Source organism: Bacteroides pyogenes, assembly GCF_014196225.1.
Lineage (GTDB): Bacteria > Bacteroidota > Bacteroidia > Bacteroidales > Bacteroidaceae > Bacteroides > Bacteroides pyogenes_A.
Map to the genome: position 1 here is coordinate 14,426 of NZ_JACIDI010000024.1, position 22,591 is coordinate 37,016.

Sequence of the window (22,591 nt, forward strand, 5' to 3'; positions counted from 1 at the left end):
AATAATCATGTAAATTTGCCACAATTAAATAAGCTGATTTTTATGTCGTGTATACTCAATATTGAAACCTCTACCTCCGTTTGCTCGGTAGCGGCCAGTCAAGACGGTCAAACGATTTTTGTGAAAGAAGATTTGGAAGGACCCTCGCATGCCGTTTCCTTAGGAGTATTTGTTGATGAAGCTTTGTCGTTCATCGACAGCCATGCCATCCCGTTGGACGCTGTGGCTGTCAGTTGCGGACCGGGATCTTATACCGGGCTTCGCATCGGAGTTTCGATGGCAAAAGGGGTTTGTTACGGACGTAATGTCCCGTTGATCGGCATTCCCACACCGGAGGTGCTGTGTGTGCCCGTGTTGTTGTTTCACGAATTGCCCGAAGACGCGCTGCTCTGCCCCATGATCGACGCGCGCCGCATGGAAGTGTATGCGGCCGTTTACGATCGCGCGCTGAAGACGAAGCGGCCTGTTTCGGCAGATATTGTGGATGAAAACTCTTATCTCGAATTTTTGAACGAGGCTCCGGTGTATTTCTTCGGAAACGGATCGATGAAGTGCCGTGAGAAAATCACCCATCCCAGCGCTCATTTTATCGACAACATCCATCCGTTGGCAAAAATGATGTTCCCGCTTGCGGAAAAGGCCATTGCCCGCGAAGATTATAAGGATGTCGCTTATTTCGAACCTTTCTATCTGAAAGAGTTCGTTGCTTCTCAACCTAAGAAACTTTTATAAACATGCGATACAATACTCAACAGAAAAGAATGCCGTTGCCCGAATATGGCCGCAGTATCCAGAACATGGTCGATTACGCTTTGACGATTCAGGATCGTGCCGAACGTCAGCGTTGTGCAAATACGATTATCAACATCATGGGGAGCATGTATCCCCACCTGCGCGATGTGCCCGACTTTAAACACAAACTTTGGGATCATCTGGCTATCATGTCGGGTTTTGAACTCGATATCGATTATCCTTATGAAATAATCCGCAAAGACAATCTGGTGACTCGTCCCGAACAGATTCCTTATCCTCATGCCCGTATCCGTTACCGGCATTACGGACGTACGCTCGAGGTGCTTATCCGGAAAGCGACCGAATTTCCCGAAGGCAATGAAAAGCAAAACCTTGTCGCTTTGATTTGCAATCACATGAAGAAGGACTACATGGCATGGAACAAGGATACCGTAGACGACCGGAAAATTGCGGAAGATCTTTATGAGCTTTCCGGTGGAAAGCTGCAATTGACGGAAGACATCCTTCGTCTGATGGGAGAGCGTTTGAGCCAGAGCAACCGTCAGAAAACCAATTATAACAGCCGGAACAGCAACCAGCGGAAACAACGGCACTGATTAAACCCCGAAACGATATGGCTTCATTTGTAATAGAAGGAGGACACCGGCTTAACGGCGAAATTCATCCTCAGGGAGCAAAGAACGAAGTGTTGCAGATTATTTGCGCCACATTGTTGACAAAGGAGGAGGTGACGGTGAATCACATTCCCGACATTCTGGATGTCAATAATCTGATTCAGCTTATGCGTGAAATGGGGGTAGACGTTGCCAAAACAGGCGTAGACTCTTATACGTTCAAAGCGGAAAATATCGATTTGGCTTATCTGGAGAGCGAAGAGTTTCTCAAAAAATGTTCGAGCCTTCGCGGGTCGGTGATGCTCATCGGTCCCATGGTCGCCCGTTTCGGCAAGGCGTTGATCTCGAAACCCGGAGGAGATAAGATCGGACGCCGGCGCTTGGATACTCATTTGGTGGGAATTCAAAATTTGGGAGCCGATTTCCGTTACGATGAAGAACGGGGTGTTTACGAAATTACCGCCGAGAGGTTGCGGGGTGCTTATATGTTGCTCGATGAAGCGTCGGTGACGGGAACGGCAAACATTGTGATGGCTGCCGTGCTGGCGAAAGGGACGACCACAATCTACAATGCCGCCTGCGAACCTTATCTGCAACAGCTTTGTCGCATGTTGAACCGGATGGGCGCGAAAATCAGCGGCATCGCTTCCAATTTGCTCACCATCGAGGGAGTGGAAGAATTGCACGGAACCGAACACAGGGTATTGCCTGATATGATCGAGGTGGGAAGCTTTATCGGTATGGCGGCGATGACCGGCAGCGAAATCACCATAAAAAATGTATCTTACGAGAATCTGGGCATTATTCCCGAGAGTTTCCGCCGTTTGGGCATCAAGCTCGAGCAGCGGGGAGACGACATCTACGTGCCTGCCCAAGACAGTTATCAGATAGAATCTTTCATCGACGGCTCCATCATGACCATTGCCGACGCTCCTTGGCCGGGACTGACACCCGACTTGCTCAGCGTGATGCTTGTGGTGGCTACGCAGGCGAAAGGAAGCGTGCTCATTCATCAGAAAATGTTTGAGAGCCGTTTGTTTTTCGTCGATAAGCTCATAGATATGGGAGCGCAAATTATATTGTGCGACCCGCACCGGGCGGTGGTCATCGGCCATAATCACGGATTCAGACTGCGCGGAGCCCGTCTCACTTCACCCGATATTCGTGCCGGTATCGCCCTGCTGATAGCGGCAATGAGTGCCGAAGGAACCAGTACGATCAGTAATATTGAACAGATAGACCGCGGTTATCAGAATATCGAGGGGCGGTTGAACGCCATAGGCGCGAGGATTACCCGAATATGATACGAAAAGAAGAAGTATATAAAATAGGTTTGTTCAATAAGCCGCACGGTATTCACGGTGAGTTGCAGTTCACGTTTACGGACGATGTGTTCGACCGGGTGGACGGCGATTATATCGTTTGCCTGCTCGATGGCATCTTCGTGCCTTTTTTTATAGAAGAATATCGTTTCCGGTCGGATTCTACGGCATTGATGAAGCTCGAAGGAGTAGATACGGCCGAGCGCGCCGGAATGTTTACCAACGTGGAAGTTTATTTCCCGTTGAAGCATGCCGCAGAAGCGGAAACGGAGGATTTATCGTGGAACTTCTTTGTCGGCTTCCGTATAGACGATGAACGGTACGGGCGAATCGGAACAGTGACGGATGTGGATACCTCCACCGTGAACACGCTTTTTGTCGTAGAGTGTGAAGATGAGGAACTTCTGATTCCTGCGCAGGAAGAATTCATACTGGAAATAGACAGGGAAAACAAGACCATTGCCATGCAGCTGCCCGAAGGGTTGCTGGATCTGGAAAGTCTGGAGGAGGACTGAACGGAATACAATAGATAAGAAGAAAGAGAATGCCAAATAAGTAAGAAAGAGAATGCCAAATAAGTAAGAAAGAGAATGCCGCGAAAGAAGAGAAGAAAAGCATTTTGGAGAAACTTCAAGTTTAAATATAAGCTCACCATCGTCAACGAGAATACGCTTGAAGAAGTGGTTGGGCTTCATGTGTCCAAACTCAATGGTCTGTCGGTGCTGATTACCGTACTGACCGTGCTCTTTCTGATTGCCGCTTCCATCATTGCTTTTACTCCTTTGCGCAATTATCTTCCCGGATACATGAACAGTGAAGTCCGCAAGCAGATAGTGAGCAACGCGTTGCGGGTAGACTCTTTGCAGCTGTTGCTCGAAAGGCAAAACCTGTACATCATGAACATACAGGACATCTTCAGCGGGAAAGTGCAAATAGACAGCGTACGCACGCTCGATTCGCTCACTGCGGCGCGTAAGGACACGCTTATGGAGCGTACCCGCCGCGAAGAAGAGTTTCGCCGGCAATACGAAGAAAGCGAAAAGTACAACCTGTCTACCATCATATCCCAGCCGGACGTCAGCAAAATGATTCTTTATCGCCCGGTACGCGGAATGGTTTCCGCTCATTTCGAGCCGGAAAAAAAACATTTCGGAACCGATATTGCGGCCAATCCGAATGAGAGTATATTGGCTGCGATGGACGGAACGGTGGTGTTGAGCACGTATACCGCCGAAACGGGTTATGTGATTATGTTACAGCATAATCAGGATTTTATATCGGTCTGCAAGCATTGCGGTTCGCTTCTCAAGAAACAGGGCGAGCATGTACGAGGCGGTGAGGCGATCGCTTTGGTAGGAAACAGCGGAACGCTGAGTACGGGGCCTCATTTGCACTTTGAGCTTTGGTATAAGGGGCGCCCGGTGAATCCTGAAAAATATATTGTGTTTTAGTGGGATTGAATAGATAAGAATGAATATAGAAGATCATAAAAAGAAAAAACAGATAGCCATCCTCGGATCTACCGGTTCTATCGGTACGCAGGCGTTGCAGGTGGTGGAAGAACATCCCGACCTGTACGAGGTTTATGCGCTCACTGCCAACAACCGGGTGGAAAGCCTGATTGCACAGGCGAGGAAGTTTCAGCCGGAGGTGGTGGTGATTGCCAATGAGGATAAATACGCCGGGCTGAAAGAGGCGTTGAACGATATGCCCGTCAAAGTGTATGCGGGAATGGATGCCTTGTGTCAGGTAGTGGAAGCCGCTCCGATCGATATTGTGCTGACGGCGATGGTCGGCTATGCGGGCTTGAAACCTACGATGAGCGCGATTCGTGCCGGAAAAGCCATCGCGTTGGCCAACAAAGAAACGCTGGTTGTAGCCGGCGAATTGGTCAATGAGTTGGCGCAACAGTATCGGACGCCGATTCTGCCCGTCGATTCGGAACATTCCGCCATTTTCCAGTGTCTGGTCGGTGAGTTTGGAAATCCCATAGAAAAGCTGATTCTGACCGCTTCGGGCGGTCCGTTCCGTACATGCTCCATGGAGGAATTGCAGACCGTAACCAAGGTTCAGGCCTTGAAGCATCCGAATTGGGAGATGGGCGCCAAGATTACCGTCGATTCCGCCACGATGATGAATAAAGGCTTTGAGGTGATTGAGGCGAAATGGCTGTTCGGAGTCCGCCCCGATCAGATTGAAGTGGTAGTACATCCGCAGTCGGTGATACATTCTATGGTACAATTTGGAGATGGTTCCGTGAAAGCGCAGCTAGGTATGCCGGATATGCGTCTTCCCATTCAATATGCTTTCTCTTATCCGGAACGTATTTCTTCGTTATTCGAACGATTGAACTTTTCGAAATGTACGAGCCTGACATTCGAGCAACCGGATACGCGGCGCTTCCGCAATTTAGCTTTGGCGTACGAAGCGATGCACCGAGGCGGAAACATGCCTTGCATCGTCAATGCAGCCAACGAGGTGGTGGTCGACGCTTTCCTGAAAGACGGCATCGCATTTCTCAGCATGAGCGATGTGATAGAAAAAACGATGGAGCGCGCTTCTTTTATCAAGAATCCCGTTTATGAAGATTATGTGGCGACCGATGTTGAGGCCCGCCGCATTGCTTCGGAGTTTGTGCGCTCTTCCTGTGTCTAATATAATAATATGTAATCAGTAATTTGTAAGTAATAAACATGGAAACATTTTTGATTCGTGCCCTGCAACTCATCATGAGCCTTTCGCTGCTTATCATCATTCACGAAGGCGGGCATTTTCTTTTTGCCCGTTTGTTTAAGGTGCGCGTAGAAAAATTCTGCTTATTTTTCGACCCTTGGTTCACGCTTTTTAAGTTTAAGCCGAAAAAGAGTGAAACGGAATATGCTGTGGGATGGCTGCCTTTGGGAGGCTATGTCAAGATTGCCGGTATGATTGACGAGTCGATGGATACCGAGCAGATGAAACGCCCCGAACAGCCTTGGGAGTTCCGCTCCAAGCCGGCATGGCAACGCCTGCTGATTATGGTCGGCGGTGTGTTGTTCAACTTCCTTCTGGCATTGTTTATCTATTCGATGATTTTGTTTGCCTGGGGCGACCAGTATGTAAAGGTACGGGAGACTCCGTTCGGAATGGATTTCAACGAGACAGCCAAGTCGGTCGGCTTCCGTGATGGAGATATTCTTCTGTCGGCGGACGGTGTTCCGTTCGAACGGTATGACGGAGACATGATGAACCGGATTGTCGATGCCCGTGAGGTTAGTGTGCTTCGTGGCGGTGAAAAGGTATCGGTGTATATTCCTGAAGATATGATGCAGCGCTTGATGACAGATAGCGTCCGTTTCGCTTCTTTCCGCTTTCCGTATGTGGTGGACAGCGTGATGGCGAACTCGCCTGCCGCCCTTGCCGGGATTCAGGTGGGAGACAGCATTATTGCTTTGGATGGAAAGCCGGTTTCTTTTTCGGACTATAGCATGGCGATAGCCGGGCGGAAGAAAAATGAGGCCGCTCTTCGTAACGACAGCATCGATCCCCGCTCCATCACATTGACCTATGTGCGTGCCGGCGAGACGAATACGCTGACTATGCAGCTCGATTCTACTTATAAGATGGGAGTGATAGCCGGATTGTCGGCCGAACGATTGCTTCCGGTGGTGAAGAAAGAGTACGGTTTCTTCGAATCATTTCCTGCCGGTATGGCATTGGGTGTGAAAACGTTGAAAGGCTATGTGGGAAACATGAAATACTTGTTCTCGAAAGAGGGAGCGAAACAGCTGGGAGGTTTCGGAACGCTGGGAAGCATTTTCCCGGCTACATGGGATTGGCACCAGTTCTGGTACATGACGGCTTTCCTCTCTATCATTCTTGCCTTTATGAACATACTTCCCATTCCGGCACTGGATGGCGGTCATGTGCTTTTCTTGCTTTACGAGATGATTGCGCGCCGCAAACCGAGCGATAAGTTTATGGAATATGCTCAGATGACGGGGATGATCTTACTTTTCGGGCTTCTGCTTTGGGCGAACTTCAACGATGTGCTGAGGTTTTTCTTCTGATAGGTTTTGCCTCCGTGAGCGTGTCATGAAATAAGTCATTCCGGGCTTTTTAGGGATTGCCTCGCTGCGCTTCAATAAAGTTTCGGCGGGCGGTTCGAAAGCTCAATTGTGCTTTCGAACCGCCCGCCGCCTTTTTTTCAAAGCCGGTGTGGCGCCGGTGCCGGGGATAAAGCGGTTTAATTTATTCTTTCAGTCGCAGAATCCGCTGGTTGCTACTTCCTCTGAATTCGAGATAGGGGGAGAATAACTCCTGCTCGAACCGTCCGTCCACCAATACATCTATGTAAGGAAGTACGGTGTTCAGGCGGGGAGAGGCCTTGATTTCTTCGTAAGTGTAGCCCGTATAGCACCAGATGTTCAGCCCCGTTTCCTGCTTCACTCTCCGGATAAGGGGAAGGAAAGCTTCGGGGTGGAAGAAGGGATCTCCTCCGGAAAAAGTGATTCCGTCGAGTAGCGGATTCGAGCGAATCTCACGGATGATTCGGGAAATGCGCTCGTCTGTGAGCAACTCCCCGGCATTCGGGTTCCAGCTTTCCGGGTTGTGGCAACCGGGGCAGTGGTGGGAGCATCCGGCCAGGTAAATGGAATACCGGATGCCCTCACCGTCGACAATCGTTTCCGGATAAGTTCCCAATAAACGAAGCGGGGGAAGTATGGTATGCGAAACGGTCATGTGCCGGATGTTACAGATGTTTTATCCGGTCCTTCTCTTCCGCCCGTTTGGCGGAATTCCATGAACTGAGGTCTCCGGTGAGATAACCGGTGATGCGACGCATACGGAGAATATTTTCGCTTCTGCATATGGGGCATTTGTCGTAGATCACTCCCTTGTATCCGCATTGGTGACAGGTGTCTACCGGGTGGTTGATCGAACCGTATCCGATGCCTTCATCGTGCATCACCTTTACGATTTTGGCAATGGCGCGGATGTTCTTCTGAGCCTCGCCGTCGAGCTCTACGTACGTGATATGTCCTCCGCGGGTAATGGCATGGAACGGAGCTTCCCGCCTGATTTTATCTACGATGGAGATAGGCTCTTTTACATCGACATGGAAAGAGTTTACATAATAATCGAGATCAGTCACTCCGGGTATTTTACCGTATTTGCGGCGGTCCATACGGGTGAACCGACCCGACAGCCCTTCGGCGGGAGTTGCCAGTACCGAATAGTTCAGGCCGTACTTTTCTTTGTATTCATCCACCACTTTGTTCATCTCCATCACTGCCTCGTAAAGCGTATCCCATGCCTTTTGGTTGTGTCCGTGACCTTCGCCGTAGAGAGCAACCATTGCGTTGTGTCCGCCGATGAATCCGATGCCCAGTGTCCCGCTGAGCAATGCGTCGCCCACCTGTTCGTTGGGGTTGAGCGCACCGCCGCCTTTCCATACGTCGTTCCCCATCATGAAAGGAAACTGGCGCGCCAAGGCGGTACGCTGGTATTGGTAGCGTTCGTAAAGTTGGTCGGCTATCAGCGAGGCGGTGCTGTGTATCGACTCTATGAATATTTCTTTGGCTTTTTGCTCTATCGCGTCTTTCTTCCGTTCGTCTTCGATCAGGCTCTCGGCTTTGATGCGTGCTTCGATGGCCAAGCGGGGCATGTTCAGCGTAGTGAACGAAAGGTTTCCGCGCCCCAACGACGATTTCTCTCCGGCGAGGTTTTCGAATACCCGCGTGCGGCATCCCATGGTTGCCAATTCATATATGTATCGTTTCGGGTCGTCGGCTTTCCATTTTTCGTTTTGGTTGAACGGTGTGTCCAGAAACATGAAGTTGGGGAAAAGCGCCTTTGCGGTTGTCTGGCAGGCCTTCAGCAGCAAGTCGAAATTCGGCGCATCGTAGCTCCCTTTCATCGCCTCTTCCATGTTTTCCGCTTTCATGGCTTTCTCAAAGTCGGCTGCCGAATACGACACGCCGTCTTTTACTTTGAATATCTGAATGGGGAAAACCGGCACTTCCCCGCGCTCTCCGAGTCCTTCGATGGTGGCTTTCAGCAGTTCTTCAATCACCATCCGTCCTTCGGCGGACGTATCTGTTCCGTAGTTGATGGAACTGAACACCACTTGGTTGCCGCCTCTGGAATGCATCGTGTTCAGGTTGTGGATGAATCCCTCCATAGCCTGATGCGTATCTTTCTGAGTTTGCAGGTACGCCTTCTCGATGATGTGCGCCAAGTGTTCCTTGTCTATATTGATTTGCAGGGCTACCAGAGCGATACGTAAAGCTTCGCGATCCAATTCGCCCGATTTGATGGAGGGAAGGTGCACCTCGATCAGTTTGCGGATTACGCTCTCTTCAGCTTCCCGGCCATTTTCCATAGCTACATAGAAGTTGATGAACGACGCCAGATGTTTGCGGAACGATTTGGCTACTCCCTTCGCCATGAAGAAATCGAAAGCGGGAATGGCTTGTCCGCCGTGCTGTTCGTTCTGGTTGGTCTGGAAGATGATAGTAGCCAGCGTGGCGTAACTCTGAATACTCTGCGGCGTACGGATGCTTCCGTTCTTGGTGCGGAATCCCCGTTCGAAGAGATCGTCCATATCGTATTGAATGCAGGTAGTCGTCTTCGTGGGATAATAATCGAGATCGTGGATGTGGATGTCGCCCAACTGGTGCGCTTCGGCAAAACGTTTGGGAAGAAGATACTTATAGGTATAGTCTTTCGTCACTTCCGAGGCGAAAGTCATCATCTGCCCGGCAGGCGTATGGCTGCTCATGTTGGCATTGCTCAGGTTCACATCGTTCTTGTCGATGGCCACGATGCCGTCCATCACATGTTTCATCTGAGTCTTTTTGTCGCGCTCGGTGTTTCTCCACTCGCGATAGATGATATACTTCTTGGCAACCTCAGGCCGTACTTTCATCAATTCTTTCTCTACCAGATCCTGAATCTCTTCTACGGTAATGGTAGGAGTGGAGAATTGGCTGATTACATTCATTGTGATGTCGGCAATTAGTTGCTGCTCATCTTGAATACCGGTAGCGTTGAATGCTTTGCTGATCGCATTCTTGATCTTACTGATAGAGAAATCTTCTCTTTTACCATCACGTTTGATGATACAAATTTCCGCGTAGTTCATAACTTTAACTCCCGAAAGTGATTAGACATTAATAATATGTAGGTTTGTTCCGGCAGGTCTTCTGACTTATCTCTCCCTCGTACGCCTTCCCTCATCGAATGAAGTGGCATCGTGTACGGATTCACCGAGAATTACAGCAGCGGGTACTGTCGCCGACTTGCACAGCGTTCCTTCATGACTAAGTCTCTTTTAGTACCGAAACCGAGACAAAGATAATAGATAATACGATAAAACGATAGGGTTTTAACATTAAAAATCGGAAAACTTTTTATGTTTGTTGAAAGAGAAAGTTATCCAAAACGGAAAACTTTTTTATAAATATCTTGTATGTAGTTTCCCATTTGAGAAAGCTGTGATTATTCCCGTCTTTTTCTTCCTCTCATTTTTAACAGTACGAAACAACTTGTCGCAAGGGCTCGTTTGAAGCAGTTGTGAGACCTTTGAATTCGGTTTATGACTGGAAACTTTAGATACAGAGATCCCTGAACAGCTTTCACACCGATGGAAACTGTTGTATCCAGAGTAATTATTTCTGATCTCCGCAATCAGATAAAATGAATTATAGTATAGCTATAACATGAGACGTAATCAGAGTTGTTACAGCCGATGTTATCATAGTATGGATTTACAAGGTGTATTCCGGTTAATGCTTATATAAACGGGAAGTAAGAAACTATAAAATTCTTACCTCCCATTTCATAGTACATTATTAAAATACAATTAAAATACAGCTTATGTTTATTAACTTAGAATCCAATTACATTTTCAGCTGTTCCACCAGCAACCGTCGGCCATCCTGGGTTTTGATACAAAGGTGAAGAAGTTATATCTGAAACAATGGATGAAGTAATGGTAAACTGACTAATACCAATAGGTGACAGATAATTAGCAGGGGTCCATTTTAAGCCATCGTATAATGCATTATTCTCCTTGACAATTTGGAAAGGACGTAAATAAACGCTCAACTCTGGGGATGAAACGTTGGGTGTACTTTCACTTTCACCGTCATAGTGTAAATTAGAATACCATTCCTTCATTTTACCCCATAACTTAAAACCCTCAACTTGGTAGGGTTGTTTTATCAACTGATCCATTGACCTCCAACGTCTCAAGTCATCCCAACGGAATCCCTCTGACATCAATTCACAGGCACGTTCTCTACGTATATTAAACATAGTTTCATCAACCAACTTGCCGGCTGAATAGGCAGACAACAAATTACTTTCCTGCTTCATGTCGGTCATCTTAATCGTATGATTATAATCATCATTTACTCCAGCGCGTTTGCGGATGGCTTTCCAATACTTATCTGCATATGGGTCGATTGAACCCTTCCGAATATAGCATGCTTCGATATAATTCAAGTATGCTTCAACTGCACGATATTCAATTACACCGGCCACTTGATTATTCTGAATTTTATCATCAACAGACATTGTAAGACCTTTTTTGATATCATAACCTGTTGTAGACTTATACTCGGCAGTTGTCAGAATCTGTGGCTCTGGAAAAAGGACATACTCACCATTATTAAGCTTACTCATCGGTTCATCCTTTATCTTCATGAACTGTACGAGGCGATTATCTCTACCTAGTTTCACATCTTCGAATGTTTCATCGCCTTTATAGTTTGTAGAATGATAGATCGGTGTACCATCTGACATCAAAAAACTATTGACATAAGCGCGTGTATAACCAGTATTAGATCCTCCCTGTGTATGAGCAAAACCGTATCCTACTTTATAAGAAGAAGCATGCCCTGCACGCCAAAAGATTACCTCATCATATATAGAGAGATCTTTGTCTGCAAACATACGTGCATAAGGGTTAGACTCCTCTTCATAATTGGAAAAGTTATTTACCGTCAAAGGAATTTTTTCAGCAATATACTTAGAAGCTGCCATTGATTCGTCTAAGAAAAATGCGATTTCTTCACCTATATTTAACTGAACATGTTTATTATAGCTTTTCTTAGCGCCGGGCCATCCTTGTCCGCCTGGAACAAAAGGAGTTCCTTGAAAATATTTTAGCCAAGAACCTACATACAAAGCGACTCTAGATTTCAACATGTAAGCGGCTTCCTTTGTTAAACGGTTACGTTTACTATCATCACTTGCATTCACTTCCATAAATTCGATAGCTTTATCCAAATCAGACAAGATGAATCGAGCTACTTCTGTCATTGGTTTACGTTCATTGGCTTTTATTAAAGCATCCTTGTCATTCAGTGCAATAGTATGCTCAATAATCGGGAAATCGCCAAATTTCTTTAAACATTTGAAATAGGCATTCGCTCTGATCATATACATTTCACCTATATAATGCTTGATGTCAGTAATATTACCATGAATAGAGTTGCTTGCATATTTGGGAAGTACTTCATCAAAAAAATAGTTACAATTATAGATTTCCGTGAACCTCCAACCTCCATCACCATCAGGTGTTGTTTGGATTCCAGGAACCCAACGACTGGGTCTACCCTCATTTGATACCTGAACATCGGTGTCATTGTCATCACGATAGATTCCTAAATTGTATCCATTACCAAAATGAGCACTGAAATTGTATTGAGTTAAGACGTATGTTCCTAGCTGGTCTGCCGTAAGGAAATAAGATTCCGGAGTAATCCTATCCAATGGTTCTCTATCGAGAAAATCATTACAAGAGGTTACTGACAACACTAGTAACCCGCAGAATATATATTTAAGAGTATTCATACTTTCTCTTTTAAAGTGAAATGTTTAAACCAAATGAAATAGCGGTTTTTAGAGGAGCGGCTTTACCTGAGCCTGCTGCGTATCCGTCCAAAACTTCTGGATCATATGCACCTGCTTTCAAACCAGATATGACAAACAGATTTTCTGCTGACACAAACATTCGCAAATGTTGTATACCCAGATTACTAATCCACTGTTTCGCAAATGTATAACCTAGTTGCACATTCTTACATCGCATATAAGCTGCATTCTGCAAGTAGAGCGAACTCACATGTTTGTTGTTGTTAGCGCTAGCACCCAAAAGCGGTCTGGGCAAATAACCGTTCACATTAGGGCCGAAGTAACTATCTGTATCCGCAGGTCTGAAATAATCCATATTTTCTTTCAAACAGGTTGATTGCCAATAGCCTCTATCAGCACCCCACATATTCAATCCTGTCAACCACTTGTCTCTTTTCAGTGTACCCTGGAAAAATATGCGAAAATCGAAACCTTTATAATCTGCATTGAGGGTTAAACCAAAGTTATAACGAGGAGTCTCGTTACCAATAATTTTTCTATCTCCTGTATTTCCTAAAACGCCCTGGCCTGCATCAATCTTGCCATCATCATTCAGGTCTTTGTACATGATATCACCGGCAGCCCAATTCATTCCAAGGGCATTTTGTCCTCCATTGGGAAGTGAAGCTAAATGCGATTGCATTTCTTCATTCGTTCTTGAGAGACCATTCGTTTCATAACCCCAAATTTCACCAAGCTTACATCCTTGATAATACTTTGAAATGTTATTTGTTTCATTAGGATAGGACAAAATAATGGACATTGCATCAGACATTACAAATGTAGCACTATATCCTAATCCACAAGAAAGTTTATTTCTCCATGTAACGCTTAATTCCCAGCCTTTTGTACGCATCTTAGCATTATTTGTATACGGAGAACTTACGCCTGCCGTGTTAGGCAATTCTTCACCTGGAGCAACCATATTGTTTGTATTACGCCAGAAATAGTCAAATGTGCCTACCAAACGATTGCTAAACAGACCGAAGTCCAAACCTACATCATACGAAGTTACTTTCTCCCAAGTCAATAATGGAGAGATAGGAGCAGGTGGATTCGCTGTATTAGGTCGTTTCGAATTCAACAACCAAGAACCATTCCCCATACCCAAGTTCATGGATGAATAGAACGGATAAATGTCATTAGTGCTTTGATTTCCCAAGCTAGCATACGAACCTCTTAACTTTAAAGTCCCTATCACGTTATTGATTCTCTCCATAAACGATTCACGTGCAACATTCCATGCCAATGATACTGATGGATAATGTTTCCAGCGTTGGTCCTTCAAGAAACGCGAGCTACCGTCATAACGATACTTAACTTCCACCAGATAACGTCCCTTATAATCATAATTCACACTACCAAAGAAACCTGCTGTAGCCCATTCATGCAAGTTGCTACCTATATTAAACTGGGTATTGGAAGTCGTATTTCCCAAAGTCGGGACACTCTCCGAAATCATACCATCTCGTGCAGCAACAATGGACTTATATTTATTAAGTTCCGATTGAAAACCTGCCAACAGATCAAGATGATGATCATTGTTTAGACTAAAATCATACTTTGTGTAAATATTAGTATTTATATAGTTGGTCTTATAGGAGGCCTCTTCAACACGTGAACGGCCACCCATACCATCGTCACGATCCATGTTAAAATATGAACCATCTTCTTTTCGTTCTTTAATTACTTTCCAGTCACTATGAATATCCTGACGATCTACGCGTAAATTACCTTCCAAGAATATCTTCCATCTCTTAACAGGTTCCAGTACAATTGAAAGCTGCTGATATAAAATATCCAGATCATCTGTGTGATCACCTCCATTGACCATTTCATTAAGCTGAGACTCCTTATTGAAAATTCCGTCAGGAGTATAGACTGAGTTGGAAGGCCGACGACGCGGCATACTGTGATAATAAACTGGATTCATCTGATAAGTAGGCGCATCATAATTCTTTCTGGAGAACTTCATATTATAATTAACTTTCATCCAGGGGAATGGATCTGCATTGATTTTACCATTCAAAGTATAACGTTGCAAACCCTCGTTACCATAATTCTGGTCACTACCTAAGTTCTGATAGTTTGCAGAAATATAATAACGCATAGTCTCTGAACCACCATCGATACTCATATTGTGTTCTTGAGAAAAACTCCAATCTTTATAATAAATATCAAACCACTCCGTGTTTCCCCAAGACTGCATGTTCTTTTTCCAAACACCATTACCATCGTACTCGGTAGAATAATCTATCCTTCCTTCCATGAAATCCTTTGTCTTTTGCAAAACCTCGTCTGAGTAGAAAGCACCCAATCCGGAATTTCTTGCTACTTCGTTAAAATATTGTGCAAAATCATAACCATTAACGAATGAAGGGAGATTAGTAGGAGTTTCCCAACGTAGATTATTACTATAATTAACTGAGACCTTTCCTTTTTTACCCGACTTGGTAGTGATCATAATCACACCAAACGCAGCACGAGAGCCATAGATAGCAGCTGATCCGCCATCCTTAAGAATAGAAATATTTTCAACATCCTGTATATTAATCATGTTCAAATCACCCGGTGTACCATCTATCAGAACCAAAGGTGCAGAGGAAGAACCTTCACCAATAGTTCCAGTACCACGAATATTAATAGAAGGATTACTGTTTAATGCACCTCCCATATTTGCAGCCGTTATATTCAAACCCGGTGAAATGCCTTGAAGTGCTTGAGAAATATTGGCTACCGAACGACCTGAGATTTCTTTGGAATCTACTGTGGCAACAGCTGCAGTCAAGCTACTTTTCTTTTGAGTACCAAAAGCCACAACTACAACTTCATCTAGGCTTTTGTTATCTTCCTTTAATTGAACGGTAACACTCTTTTTACCTTTGACAGATACATTTTCTTCAGCACACCCAATATAACTGATTTGCAGCACAGCATTATCAGCTACAATCAAAGTGAAGTTACCATCAATATCAGTAATTGTTCCATTTGTCGTTCCCTTTTCTAATACGTTAGCACCGATAACTGGTTGTCCTTGATTATCAATAACCTTACCTTGAACGGTTATTTTCTTTTCTTGAGCACTTTTTGCTGAGGATAAGACTATCTGTTTATTTTCTTTTATCACATAGGCAATCCCAGTCTGATCCTTAATCTGATCCAACAAGACACGGATATCAGTATCCTTTACTGAAACAGATATTTTTTTAGAAAGTCCAGAAAGTTCATTGTTATAGAAAAAACGATAGTCACTTACATTTTCTATTTCTGTGATGACATCGAGAGCTATCTTATTCTGCAATTTCAATGAGATTTGGGCTGACAAGGTTGTTATACCTGAAATCAGACAAAATCCCCCAATAGCTATACATCTTTTTGTATAATTCTGCATGTTTTTCTTTTTTTAGTATTCTTATTACTAAGGTGTAATTAAAATTGCAGTAACTTTGCATCGAAATCAATTGCAAGAGGTTTCATGCAAAATCACTTTGCGGAAATCGGTGCGTCCTGTCGGACCACCGGTTTCTTTAGGACCATCTCTTTTTTTACATAGGCATTAGATTTAAATTAAACATTAATTTCCTTTTATTCTTATTGTGCTATTTTCTTTTATGTAAGAAATAGGTGCGGTCAAGCTAATGAGCTCAATAACGTTATCCAAGCTATTATTCTTAATAACACCAGAGAACTTATGTGATTTAACATCCTCTGATTCAAACTCAATAGAAACATTGTAGAGTCTGTTCAAGAGAACAGCAATTTCTTCCAATGACTCACCATTAAAGACGATTTCATTATTTCTCCACATAGCGGTGCGCTTACTATTACCATGCTCTATGTGCAATTTATTTTGGCTCTTATTATACACAAGGCTTTCATCTGGTTTCAAGAGATAGGAGCTATCTCCTACCTCTGTTCTAATAGAGCCATTGATTAAGGTTGCAATGCTCAATTTGTCTTCTCTATAGGCTTTTACATTAAATGAAGTCCCCAACACTTTAATTGATAACTGCCCAGCATCTACAATGAACTCTTTAGTGCTATCCTTGGCCACATCAAAGTAAGCTTCACCAATGAGCTTTACTGATCGATTTTTCTCTCCGAATAAATTGTTATATTCTAAAGTTGTGTTGGAATTCAACCAGACTTTTGTTCCATCAGCTAAAATCACACTTGCACGTTGACCTTTGTCTGCAATAACAACAAACTTTTTAGTGGCTAATTTCATATTAGTTCGGTCGTGGCCGAAGTAAACTCCTAAAAATGTTGAACTAACCATTATCAAGGTAATAACTGCCGCATAACACGACCATTTTATCCAAGTTATCTTTATAGAGAAGAATCTATTATTCCACTCATCATTAGTGCTCTTAATGTTGGTGTTAAGCTTGTTTGATACGCGTTGTAAAACGTCCTGCGGTACTTTACAACCTTTTGATTTAATCCAACATTGCATATAATATTCGTCAAGGTTCTCTTTTGCTTCTTGGCGCTGAAAACCTGATAAGAATTCACGCAATTCCTCCTTTTTTAGAGAACCTTGCATAAAACGTTTGAGTAAGATGATAAAAAGTTCTTTTTCCATATGCTATTAAGGTATATCCCTGAAATGAATAAAGACCTTACAAGAGGTTTAAAGAATTAATTTATATTAACTATTAATAAATGAAGAATGATAAACATTTCAATCCTGCTTTTCAAGAACTTCAGGGCGCGATAAATTTGTGTTTCTACAGTCTTTTCTGAAATAGATAGTTTGTTTGCTATGGCTTTATTTGAAAGCAACTGGAATCTACTAAGGATAAATATTTCCCTTCGAGATGGAGGAAGTTCATCTAATAAACAATTAACATAACATTGCAAAGATTCAGTTTCAATAATTCTATCTGCACGATTATCATCCTCAACATCTATATCTATCTCCTCCAATAAAGTGATTGCAGAATGAGTCAATCTTTTATTTAATTCTTTATAAACGAGATGCCTAGCAATAGTAAATAAATAGGAATTAAAATCCTTCTCCAAATCTATATGCGACCTGCCTTCCCACAACTTCAAAAAAAAGGTTTGGAGTAGGTCTTCTGCTACGCTAGAACAGTCTCCCAAAGTAGAAAGCAGAAAGCCATAAATTCGGCCACTGTAAGCACGATATATCGACTCAAAGGCCTGTTCATCTCCGTCCTTTAGTCTTTCCAATACTCTTTTATTAATAGTCATAACTTACTTCCGTATTTATTGTGTTGTCTTGAGCATTAAGTTACAAAAAAATTAGATGAAAATAAAGACTGAGTCTACTTGAAGCATTGTTTTTTACATAAGTTAATACATTGTAGGTGTATAAACATTGAAGAAAACCTTGTTATAAATGTGACAATATGATAAAACAAGAAAAACCCATCTAGACAGTATTTATCGAATTAAAGTCTAGATGGATTTAAAAAGTACCAATTATTTTTTTATCGTCAAAATAATGATTTTATCTATTGCAGGTTGTAGATGTTTTGTGTAAAGAACAATACCATCTTTAATTTTTTGGAACGGAACATTTTCCTTTGTATCAAAAGTAATAGCTGAGACAATCTGCTCACTTAATGGTAATGTAATGTGCTGAGGCATCACATCCGAAAGGATATGAACATACAACTTATTATCTTTGATAGTGGTAGTACCCCAAAATGCCTTTTTAACGGTTCCTGGAGTAGTAGCATAAATAGTCTCTCCATATTGTTTTAGCCATTCTCCTATACCTTTCAGGCGCTCTTTTGCAAGTAATGGAATCTCACCATTAGGTTGAGGTCCGATATTAATCAATAAATTAGCACCCTTACCTGCTGTAGAAACTAACAAACGAACGAGATCTTTTACTGATTTGTAATTTTGGTCCGTTACGCGATAACCCCACATTCCGTTCATTGTCTGGCAAGTTTCTAAAGGGAGATTGCCTATTTTTGAGTCTTTAGAAAAACCGGCACTGTTTTCACCGGGAAGATCACGCTCAAACATTTGAAAATCTTCACCAGGATTGGGATATTTGTGATGATTATTTCCAATCAAGCATGCAGGCTGAAGCTTATGAATCAATTCATATTGCTCTGACAATCTCCAATCAAAACCTGTAGGTTGGTCCCACATTCCGTCAAACCAAATTGCACCAATAGGTCCATAATTCGTTAACAGTTCTGTAAGCTGGTTATTCATGAATTTATAATAAGAATTCCAGTTTCCATGACTTTGTCTACCGGTTCGATGACCTGTAGAACCTAATGGATAATAATCTTCTCTAGTCCAGTCCAAGTGAGAATAATAAAGATGCAAGCGCATATCTTGCTTTTGACAAGCATCAGCAAGCTCCTTAACTATATCTCGTTTAAAAGGTGTGGCATCTACAATGTTATAGTTGGAATACTTAGTTTTGAACATAGAGAAACTGTCATGATGACGAGTGGTAAAGCAAATGTACTTTGCACCGGCATCCTTGAATGTCGTAATCCATTCATTGGCATCAAAACGTGATGGATAAAAGCCTGAAGCTGCTTTAGCATATTCACGATGGTCTATTCCTGCATCATTCATAAACCATTCGCCTTGGCCAAACATACTATAAATGCCCCAATGCAGGAAAATACCGAATTTGCAATCAGCAAACTTCTGTCTACTTTTAAGATTATCTGGCGTTGGTTGATATTGAGCGATAATGGAAGTATTTACACTCAACATAACCACTAGACTAAATAGAAGAGCCTTCATTCTTATGGACAATGTCCATATATTTATATTTTTTCTCATTATGGTTTCCTTTATTAATAGGTATAAAATTACTTATCACCTAAAAAAGTGATAGTCTTACTAAATAATAAAAGCACAATAAGAATGTACAAAAATACAATTTTAACCGACAGATTTGCTAGTAAAACAAGCATTTAATACAATTTCACATTTTATTGAAAAGGCAAAAGATTTTTGTGTTGAATATATAAACGTTTCACTAGTCGTAGATTTCAGGATACTTCTTCCGGATATTCACGTCAGTAAGTGTTATCTCAGAATCGGGCAGCACGTTCTTTGGCAGGCTGCATTTCCATTTTAAGCATTTGAAATCTACATTCTTTTTGGCTCTTAAAGCGAAAAAAGAATCATGCAGATGTATCGTGTATAGTTCTTTAAAGGTATTATAATCACGATCTAATACGTGGTAAGACCCTGATTTATAAGGAATACTCTCATTGCTTTCGAGTCATGGACGGATGCTGTCGTGATATGAAAGAATGCCGGTTCTTGTGATTCCGGGATATGCTACAGATAGTTACTTTAGAATGAAGTGACAGCAGAAAGTGGAGGATGTAAATTAAACTAGATCAGGAGAGAATAAAATATTGACTTTGCTGACACAGTTTTTTATGAAAGAAAAGTTTGATTTTAAGAGTAACCTGAGTTTGACCTAAGCGATTTGAATTTCGTTAGGTTTCCTAATTTTCTCTATATTTAGTTTCGGTTTTTTAGATATTAAGTTTGTAAGCAATTAAGCCGTTGATGAGGTTGACAACAAAATTATTGATACTTCTGTGTTCTATTTGACATACGTTCTTGAATAAGTCTAAATTTTTACATAAAAACAAAGCAGACAGTAAAAAAGCAGTTTGGAAATGTTTAATAGCGTTTGCTTTCTTTGGTGTTTCTTTTCAGTTTGCAAAAGTAAAGGAAATATTAGTCCCGAATATTCGACAAATAGCTCTTTTGTTTTATGAAATTATTCGTCTGTCGGTTGTGTTTTATTCGTCTGCCGTTCGAGAGACGAATAAAACGCAATCGACAGACGAATGGAACACGAACGGCAGACGAATAACTTTTATAGTAAAAATGCTTAATCGTTGCAATAAAAACGCTTAATCATTGCAATAAAAAGGCTAAACCGTTGTTGTAAAAACGCTAAACTCTTCCAATAAACACACTAAACCTTTGCAATAAAAACATTAAATCCTTGCAATAAAAGCGCTAACCCTTTGCAATATGGGGGCAATGTTCCGGTTCAGGTTCCTGTTCGTTTACGTGTGCGGCATCTTTTCTTGAATTGCATAACGTGAAGTGCTCTCGGGTATCCATGTACAAAAATAAAATCCATCTCTGCCACTGTGAGTTGCGACAGAAATGGATTTCATATTTTTTATCGGCAAGCGCAGTCGCGCTATGTGAAGCGTGGTTTGTTATACCAAATGCCTGATCCACTCTTCACGGTTGCCCGGCAACAGATCGATTACAGGAATTTCGACCAGCGTGTAGCATCCCGGCTGTTGCCTCATCGCCGCGCGCGCCGAGCATACCAATACTTGTGCGGTTAATGCGGGATTGTTGACTCGCATGTGGAATTCGAACAGTTGGTTCTGGGTTTTCCCGGATACGCCTTTGCGGGTAAGACTTACACCGTGACCCATATCAAGCAGCGCGTCTACATCCGGAACAAGCTTGACGTGGGTTTCGTCATTGGCGAAGTAAGGGTCTGCCTTGATGGCGGAGGCCACTTTTTCGGAATCATATCCTTCTTTCAGTTCGATATATACCATGCGGCGGTGAATGCCGGTTCCTGTGGGAATGGTCATCGATAGCGCGGCTTTTACCCCGTCAATGGCTTTCACGGCAACGGTATGCCCCATGCTCATACCGGGGCCGAAGTTGGTATACGTGATGCCTTTCGGCGCAATGGCTTCGAGCATCGTGCGGACGATGGAGTCGCTTCCCGGATCCCATCCGGCAGAGATGACGGACACGGCTTTATGTTCTTTGGCAGTGGCGTCGAGCGTACGTCTTAAATCTGCGATTCCAGTGTGGATATCGTAGCTGTCGACCGTATGGATTCCCATGGCGAGGTATTCTTTCGCATACTTCTCTACGCTGCGTGTCGGCGTGCAAAGGATGGCGACGTCCACTTTCTCCAGTTCCTTCATATCTTTTACTACGGCATAGTTTGCCAGTTCTTCCGGCCTGTTTTCGGCGCCTGCCCGGCGCACAATGCCCGCGATTTCGAAATCGGGCGCCGCCTGAAGGGCGTCGAGCACGTAATGTCCGATGTTGCCATAGCCCACAATGGCTGCTCTTACTTTTTTCATTTTTATTCTTTTTTATGCGTACAATTTTCTTTCTTTCGGTTGTAAATGTAAGCGTTTTATCAATAACTAACAGGAGCGTGAGCCGATATTTTATTTTTTTTATCACACTTTCATTCTGTGGTGAAAAACTATTATCTTTGTGCATTATGATAGAATATATACGTGGCGAGCTTGCCGAACTCAGTCCGGCAACCGCAGTGATCGATTGTAACGGAGTGGGGTATGCCGCCAATATCTCGTTGAATACTTATTCCGCTATTCAGGGAAAGAAAACGTGCAAGTTGTATGTTTACGAGGCTATCCGAGAAGACGCGTACGTGCTATACGGGTTCGCGAACAAGGAGGAACGGGCAATATTCCTTTTGTTGATCTCGGTTTCGGGCATAGGAGGAAATACGGCGCGGATGATTCTTTCGGCCTTGTCGCCTGCCGAGCTGGTAAACGTTATCGGTACGGAAAACGCCAATTTGCTGAAAACGGTCAAGGGAATCGGGCTGAAAACGGCACAGCGGATTATTGTCGATTTGAAAGATAAGATAACGACCGTGGGCGTACCGGACGGAGGAGCTTCTTCGGGAACAACACTTTTGCCGACTGCAAACACGGAAGTGCACGACGAAGCGGTATCTGCTTTGACAATGCTTGGTTTTGCGCCTGCTCCTTCGCAAAAAGTAGTGGCGGCTATTCTGAAGGAAGAATCTTCGGCGCCGGTAGAAAAGGTGATAAAGCTGGCTTTGAAAAGATTGTAATACAAAAACGGTGACGGAACAAGACAGATTGGAGAAAGGTGAAGAAGATAAGAAGGAGATTGAATTCTAAGTCCTCTCCAAACAATATCTATAAAATCTTACCCAGGTTTACGAATATTAACGTATCCTTGGGTAAGTTCTTATATAGA

At 43.3% G+C, this 22,591-nt stretch carries 16 protein-coding genes, 1 pseudogene and 1 riboswitch; of the genes and pseudogenes, 8 read left to right on the top strand and 9 right to left on the bottom strand.

Going from position 1 to position 22,591, the window contains the following annotated elements:
- Nucleotides 1-42 precede the first annotated feature (42 nt).
- The 7 genes from tsaB to rseP all read left to right on the top strand — a co-directional run bounded on the left by tsaB (nt 43) and on the right by rseP (nt 6,738).
- Nucleotides 43-732 (top strand): tRNA (adenosine(37)-N6)-threonylcarbamoyltransferase complex dimerization subunit type 1 TsaB, encoded by a 690-nt coding sequence (tsaB, locus tag GGR07_RS12700; RefSeq protein WP_034543807.1) that lies wholly within the window; start codon nt 43-45, stop codon nt 730-732.
- A 2-nt stretch (nt 733-734) separates the two neighbouring features.
- Complete coding sequence (locus tag GGR07_RS12705) at nt 735-1,349, top strand: DUF4290 domain-containing protein (RefSeq protein WP_021645007.1); 615 nt, start codon at nt 735-737, stop codon at nt 1,347-1,349.
- A 17-nt stretch (nt 1,350-1,366) separates the two neighbouring features.
- The gene (gene murA, locus GGR07_RS12710) at nt 1,367-2,671 is read left to right on the top strand and encodes a UDP-N-acetylglucosamine 1-carboxyvinyltransferase (RefSeq protein ID WP_021645008.1); all 1,305 of its coding nucleotides are present in this window, start codon (nt 1,367-1,369) and stop codon (nt 2,669-2,671) included.
- A complete protein-coding gene (gene rimM, locus GGR07_RS12715) occupies nt 2,668-3,204 on the top strand; it encodes a ribosome maturation factor RimM (protein ID WP_021645009.1) in 537 nt (178 codons plus the stop codon). The genes murA and rimM overlap by 4 nt, the downstream gene beginning before the upstream one ends.
- A 75-nt stretch (nt 3,205-3,279) precedes the next feature.
- Nucleotides 3,280-4,140, top strand: a complete 861-nt coding sequence (locus tag GGR07_RS12720; protein WP_034543808.1) for a M23 family metallopeptidase — start codon at nt 3,280-3,282, stop codon at nt 4,138-4,140.
- A 19-nt stretch (nt 4,141-4,159) separates the two neighbouring features.
- On the top strand, nt 4,160-5,344 hold the full coding sequence (locus tag GGR07_RS12725) for a 1-deoxy-D-xylulose-5-phosphate reductoisomerase (RefSeq protein WP_021645011.1): 1,185 nt from the start codon (nt 4,160-4,162) through the stop codon (nt 5,342-5,344).
- A 38-nt stretch (nt 5,345-5,382) separates the two neighbouring features.
- Nucleotides 5,383-6,738: an RIP metalloprotease RseP gene (gene rseP, locus GGR07_RS12730; RefSeq protein WP_021645012.1), complete on the top strand. Its 1,356-nt coding sequence runs from the start codon at nt 5,383-5,385 to the stop codon at nt 6,736-6,738.
- A 181-nt stretch (nt 6,739-6,919) separates the two neighbouring features.
- Here the strand turns inward: rseP and nrdG are convergent, their stop codons facing one another.
- From nrdG to GGR07_RS12770, 9 genes and pseudogenes are all read right to left on the bottom strand, one after another.
- Complete coding sequence (gene nrdG, locus GGR07_RS12735) at nt 6,920-7,411, bottom strand: anaerobic ribonucleoside-triphosphate reductase activating protein (protein ID WP_122056374.1); 492 nt, start codon at nt 7,409-7,411, stop codon at nt 6,920-6,922.
- A gap of 10 nt (nt 7,412-7,421) precedes the next feature.
- Nucleotides 7,422-9,815 (bottom strand): anaerobic ribonucleoside triphosphate reductase, encoded by a 2,394-nt coding sequence (locus tag GGR07_RS12740; protein WP_122056373.1) that lies wholly within the window; start codon nt 9,813-9,815, stop codon nt 7,422-7,424.
- A 34-nt stretch (nt 9,816-9,849) separates the two neighbouring features.
- A riboswitch (cobalamin riboswitch) is annotated at nt 9,850-10,030 on the bottom strand.
- 531 nt (nt 10,031-10,561) lie between these two features.
- The gene (locus GGR07_RS12745) at nt 10,562-12,532 is read right to left on the bottom strand and encodes a RagB/SusD family nutrient uptake outer membrane protein (protein ID WP_034543809.1); all 1,971 of its coding nucleotides are present in this window, start codon (nt 12,530-12,532) and stop codon (nt 10,562-10,564) included.
- Nucleotides 12,533-12,542: 10 nt separating this feature from the next.
- Nucleotides 12,543-15,983 (bottom strand): TonB-dependent receptor, encoded by a 3,441-nt coding sequence (locus GGR07_RS12750; protein ID WP_034543810.1) that lies wholly within the window; start codon nt 15,981-15,983, stop codon nt 12,543-12,545.
- A 183-nt stretch (nt 15,984-16,166) separates the two neighbouring features.
- Nucleotides 16,167-17,177 carry a FecR family protein gene (locus GGR07_RS12755; protein WP_034543811.1) on the bottom strand — a complete coding sequence of 337 codons (1,011 nt, stop codon included), beginning with the start codon at nt 17,175-17,177 and terminating at the stop codon, nt 16,167-16,169.
- A gap of 56 nt (nt 17,178-17,233) precedes the next feature.
- Nucleotides 17,234-17,809: an RNA polymerase sigma factor gene (locus GGR07_RS12760; protein WP_034543813.1), complete on the bottom strand. Its 576-nt coding sequence runs from the start codon at nt 17,807-17,809 to the stop codon at nt 17,234-17,236.
- A gap of 231 nt (nt 17,810-18,040) precedes the next feature.
- Nucleotides 18,041-19,339: an alpha-L-fucosidase gene (locus tag GGR07_RS12765; protein WP_034543822.1), complete on the bottom strand. Its 1,299-nt coding sequence runs from the start codon at nt 19,337-19,339 to the stop codon at nt 18,041-18,043.
- A 749-nt stretch (nt 19,340-20,088) separates the two neighbouring features.
- Nucleotides 20,089-20,190: pseudogene (locus tag GGR07_RS14200) on the bottom strand (IS982 family transposase); the annotation flags it as partial.
- A gap of 603 nt (nt 20,191-20,793) precedes the next feature.
- Nucleotides 20,794-21,693: a diaminopimelate dehydrogenase gene (locus GGR07_RS12770; protein ID WP_034543817.1), complete on the bottom strand. Its 900-nt coding sequence runs from the start codon at nt 21,691-21,693 to the stop codon at nt 20,794-20,796.
- A gap of 146 nt (nt 21,694-21,839) precedes the next feature.
- Here GGR07_RS12770 and ruvA point away from each other — a divergent pair, with 146 nt between their 5' ends.
- Nucleotides 21,840-22,442 (top strand): Holliday junction branch migration protein RuvA, encoded by a 603-nt coding sequence (gene ruvA / locus GGR07_RS12775; protein ID WP_021644686.1) that lies wholly within the window; start codon nt 21,840-21,842, stop codon nt 22,440-22,442.
- Nucleotides 22,443-22,591: the final 149 nt, after the last annotated feature.

Bases quoted from the DNA above. Each gene is read 5' to 3' on its own strand.
- GGR07_RS12725 (WP_021645011.1), top strand. From the start codon at position 4,160: ATGAATATAGAAGATCATAAAAAGAAAAAACAGATAGCCATCCTCGGA.
- GGR07_RS12750 (WP_034543810.1), bottom strand. From the start codon at position 15,983: ATGCAGAATTATACAAAAAGATGTATAGCTATTGGGGGATTTTGTCTG.
- rimM (WP_021645009.1), top strand. From the start codon at position 2,668: ATGATACGAAAAGAAGAAGTATATAAAATAGGTTTGTTCAATAAGCCG.
- GGR07_RS12760 (WP_034543813.1), bottom strand. From the start codon at position 17,809: ATGACTATTAATAAAAGAGTATTGGAAAGACTAAAGGACGGAGATGAA.
- rseP (WP_021645012.1), top strand. From the start codon at position 5,383: ATGGAAACATTTTTGATTCGTGCCCTGCAACTCATCATGAGCCTTTCG.
- GGR07_RS12765 (WP_034543822.1), bottom strand. From the start codon at position 19,339: ATGAAGGCTCTTCTATTTAGTCTAGTGGTTATGTTGAGTGTAAATACT.
- nrdG (WP_122056374.1), bottom strand. From the start codon at position 7,411: ATGACCGTTTCGCATACCATACTTCCCCCGCTTCGTTTATTGGGAACT.
- GGR07_RS12745 (WP_034543809.1), bottom strand. From the start codon at position 12,532: ATGAATACTCTTAAATATATATTCTGCGGGTTACTAGTGTTGTCAGTA.
- GGR07_RS12755 (WP_034543811.1), bottom strand. From the start codon at position 17,177: ATGGAAAAAGAACTTTTTATCATCTTACTCAAACGTTTTATGCAAGGT.
- GGR07_RS12720 (WP_034543808.1), top strand. From the start codon at position 3,280: ATGCCGCGAAAGAAGAGAAGAAAAGCATTTTGGAGAAACTTCAAGTTT.
- GGR07_RS12740 (WP_122056373.1), bottom strand. From the start codon at position 9,815: ATGAACTACGCGGAAATTTGTATCATCAAACGTGATGGTAAAAGAGAA.
- GGR07_RS12770 (WP_034543817.1), bottom strand. From the start codon at position 21,693: ATGAAAAAAGTAAGAGCAGCCATTGTGGGCTATGGCAACATCGGACAT.
- tsaB (WP_034543807.1), top strand. From the start codon at position 43: ATGTCGTGTATACTCAATATTGAAACCTCTACCTCCGTTTGCTCGGTA.
- GGR07_RS12705 (WP_021645007.1), top strand. From the start codon at position 735: ATGCGATACAATACTCAACAGAAAAGAATGCCGTTGCCCGAATATGGC.
- murA (WP_021645008.1), top strand. From the start codon at position 1,367: ATGGCTTCATTTGTAATAGAAGGAGGACACCGGCTTAACGGCGAAATT.
- ruvA (WP_021644686.1), top strand. From the start codon at position 21,840: ATGATAGAATATATACGTGGCGAGCTTGCCGAACTCAGTCCGGCAACC.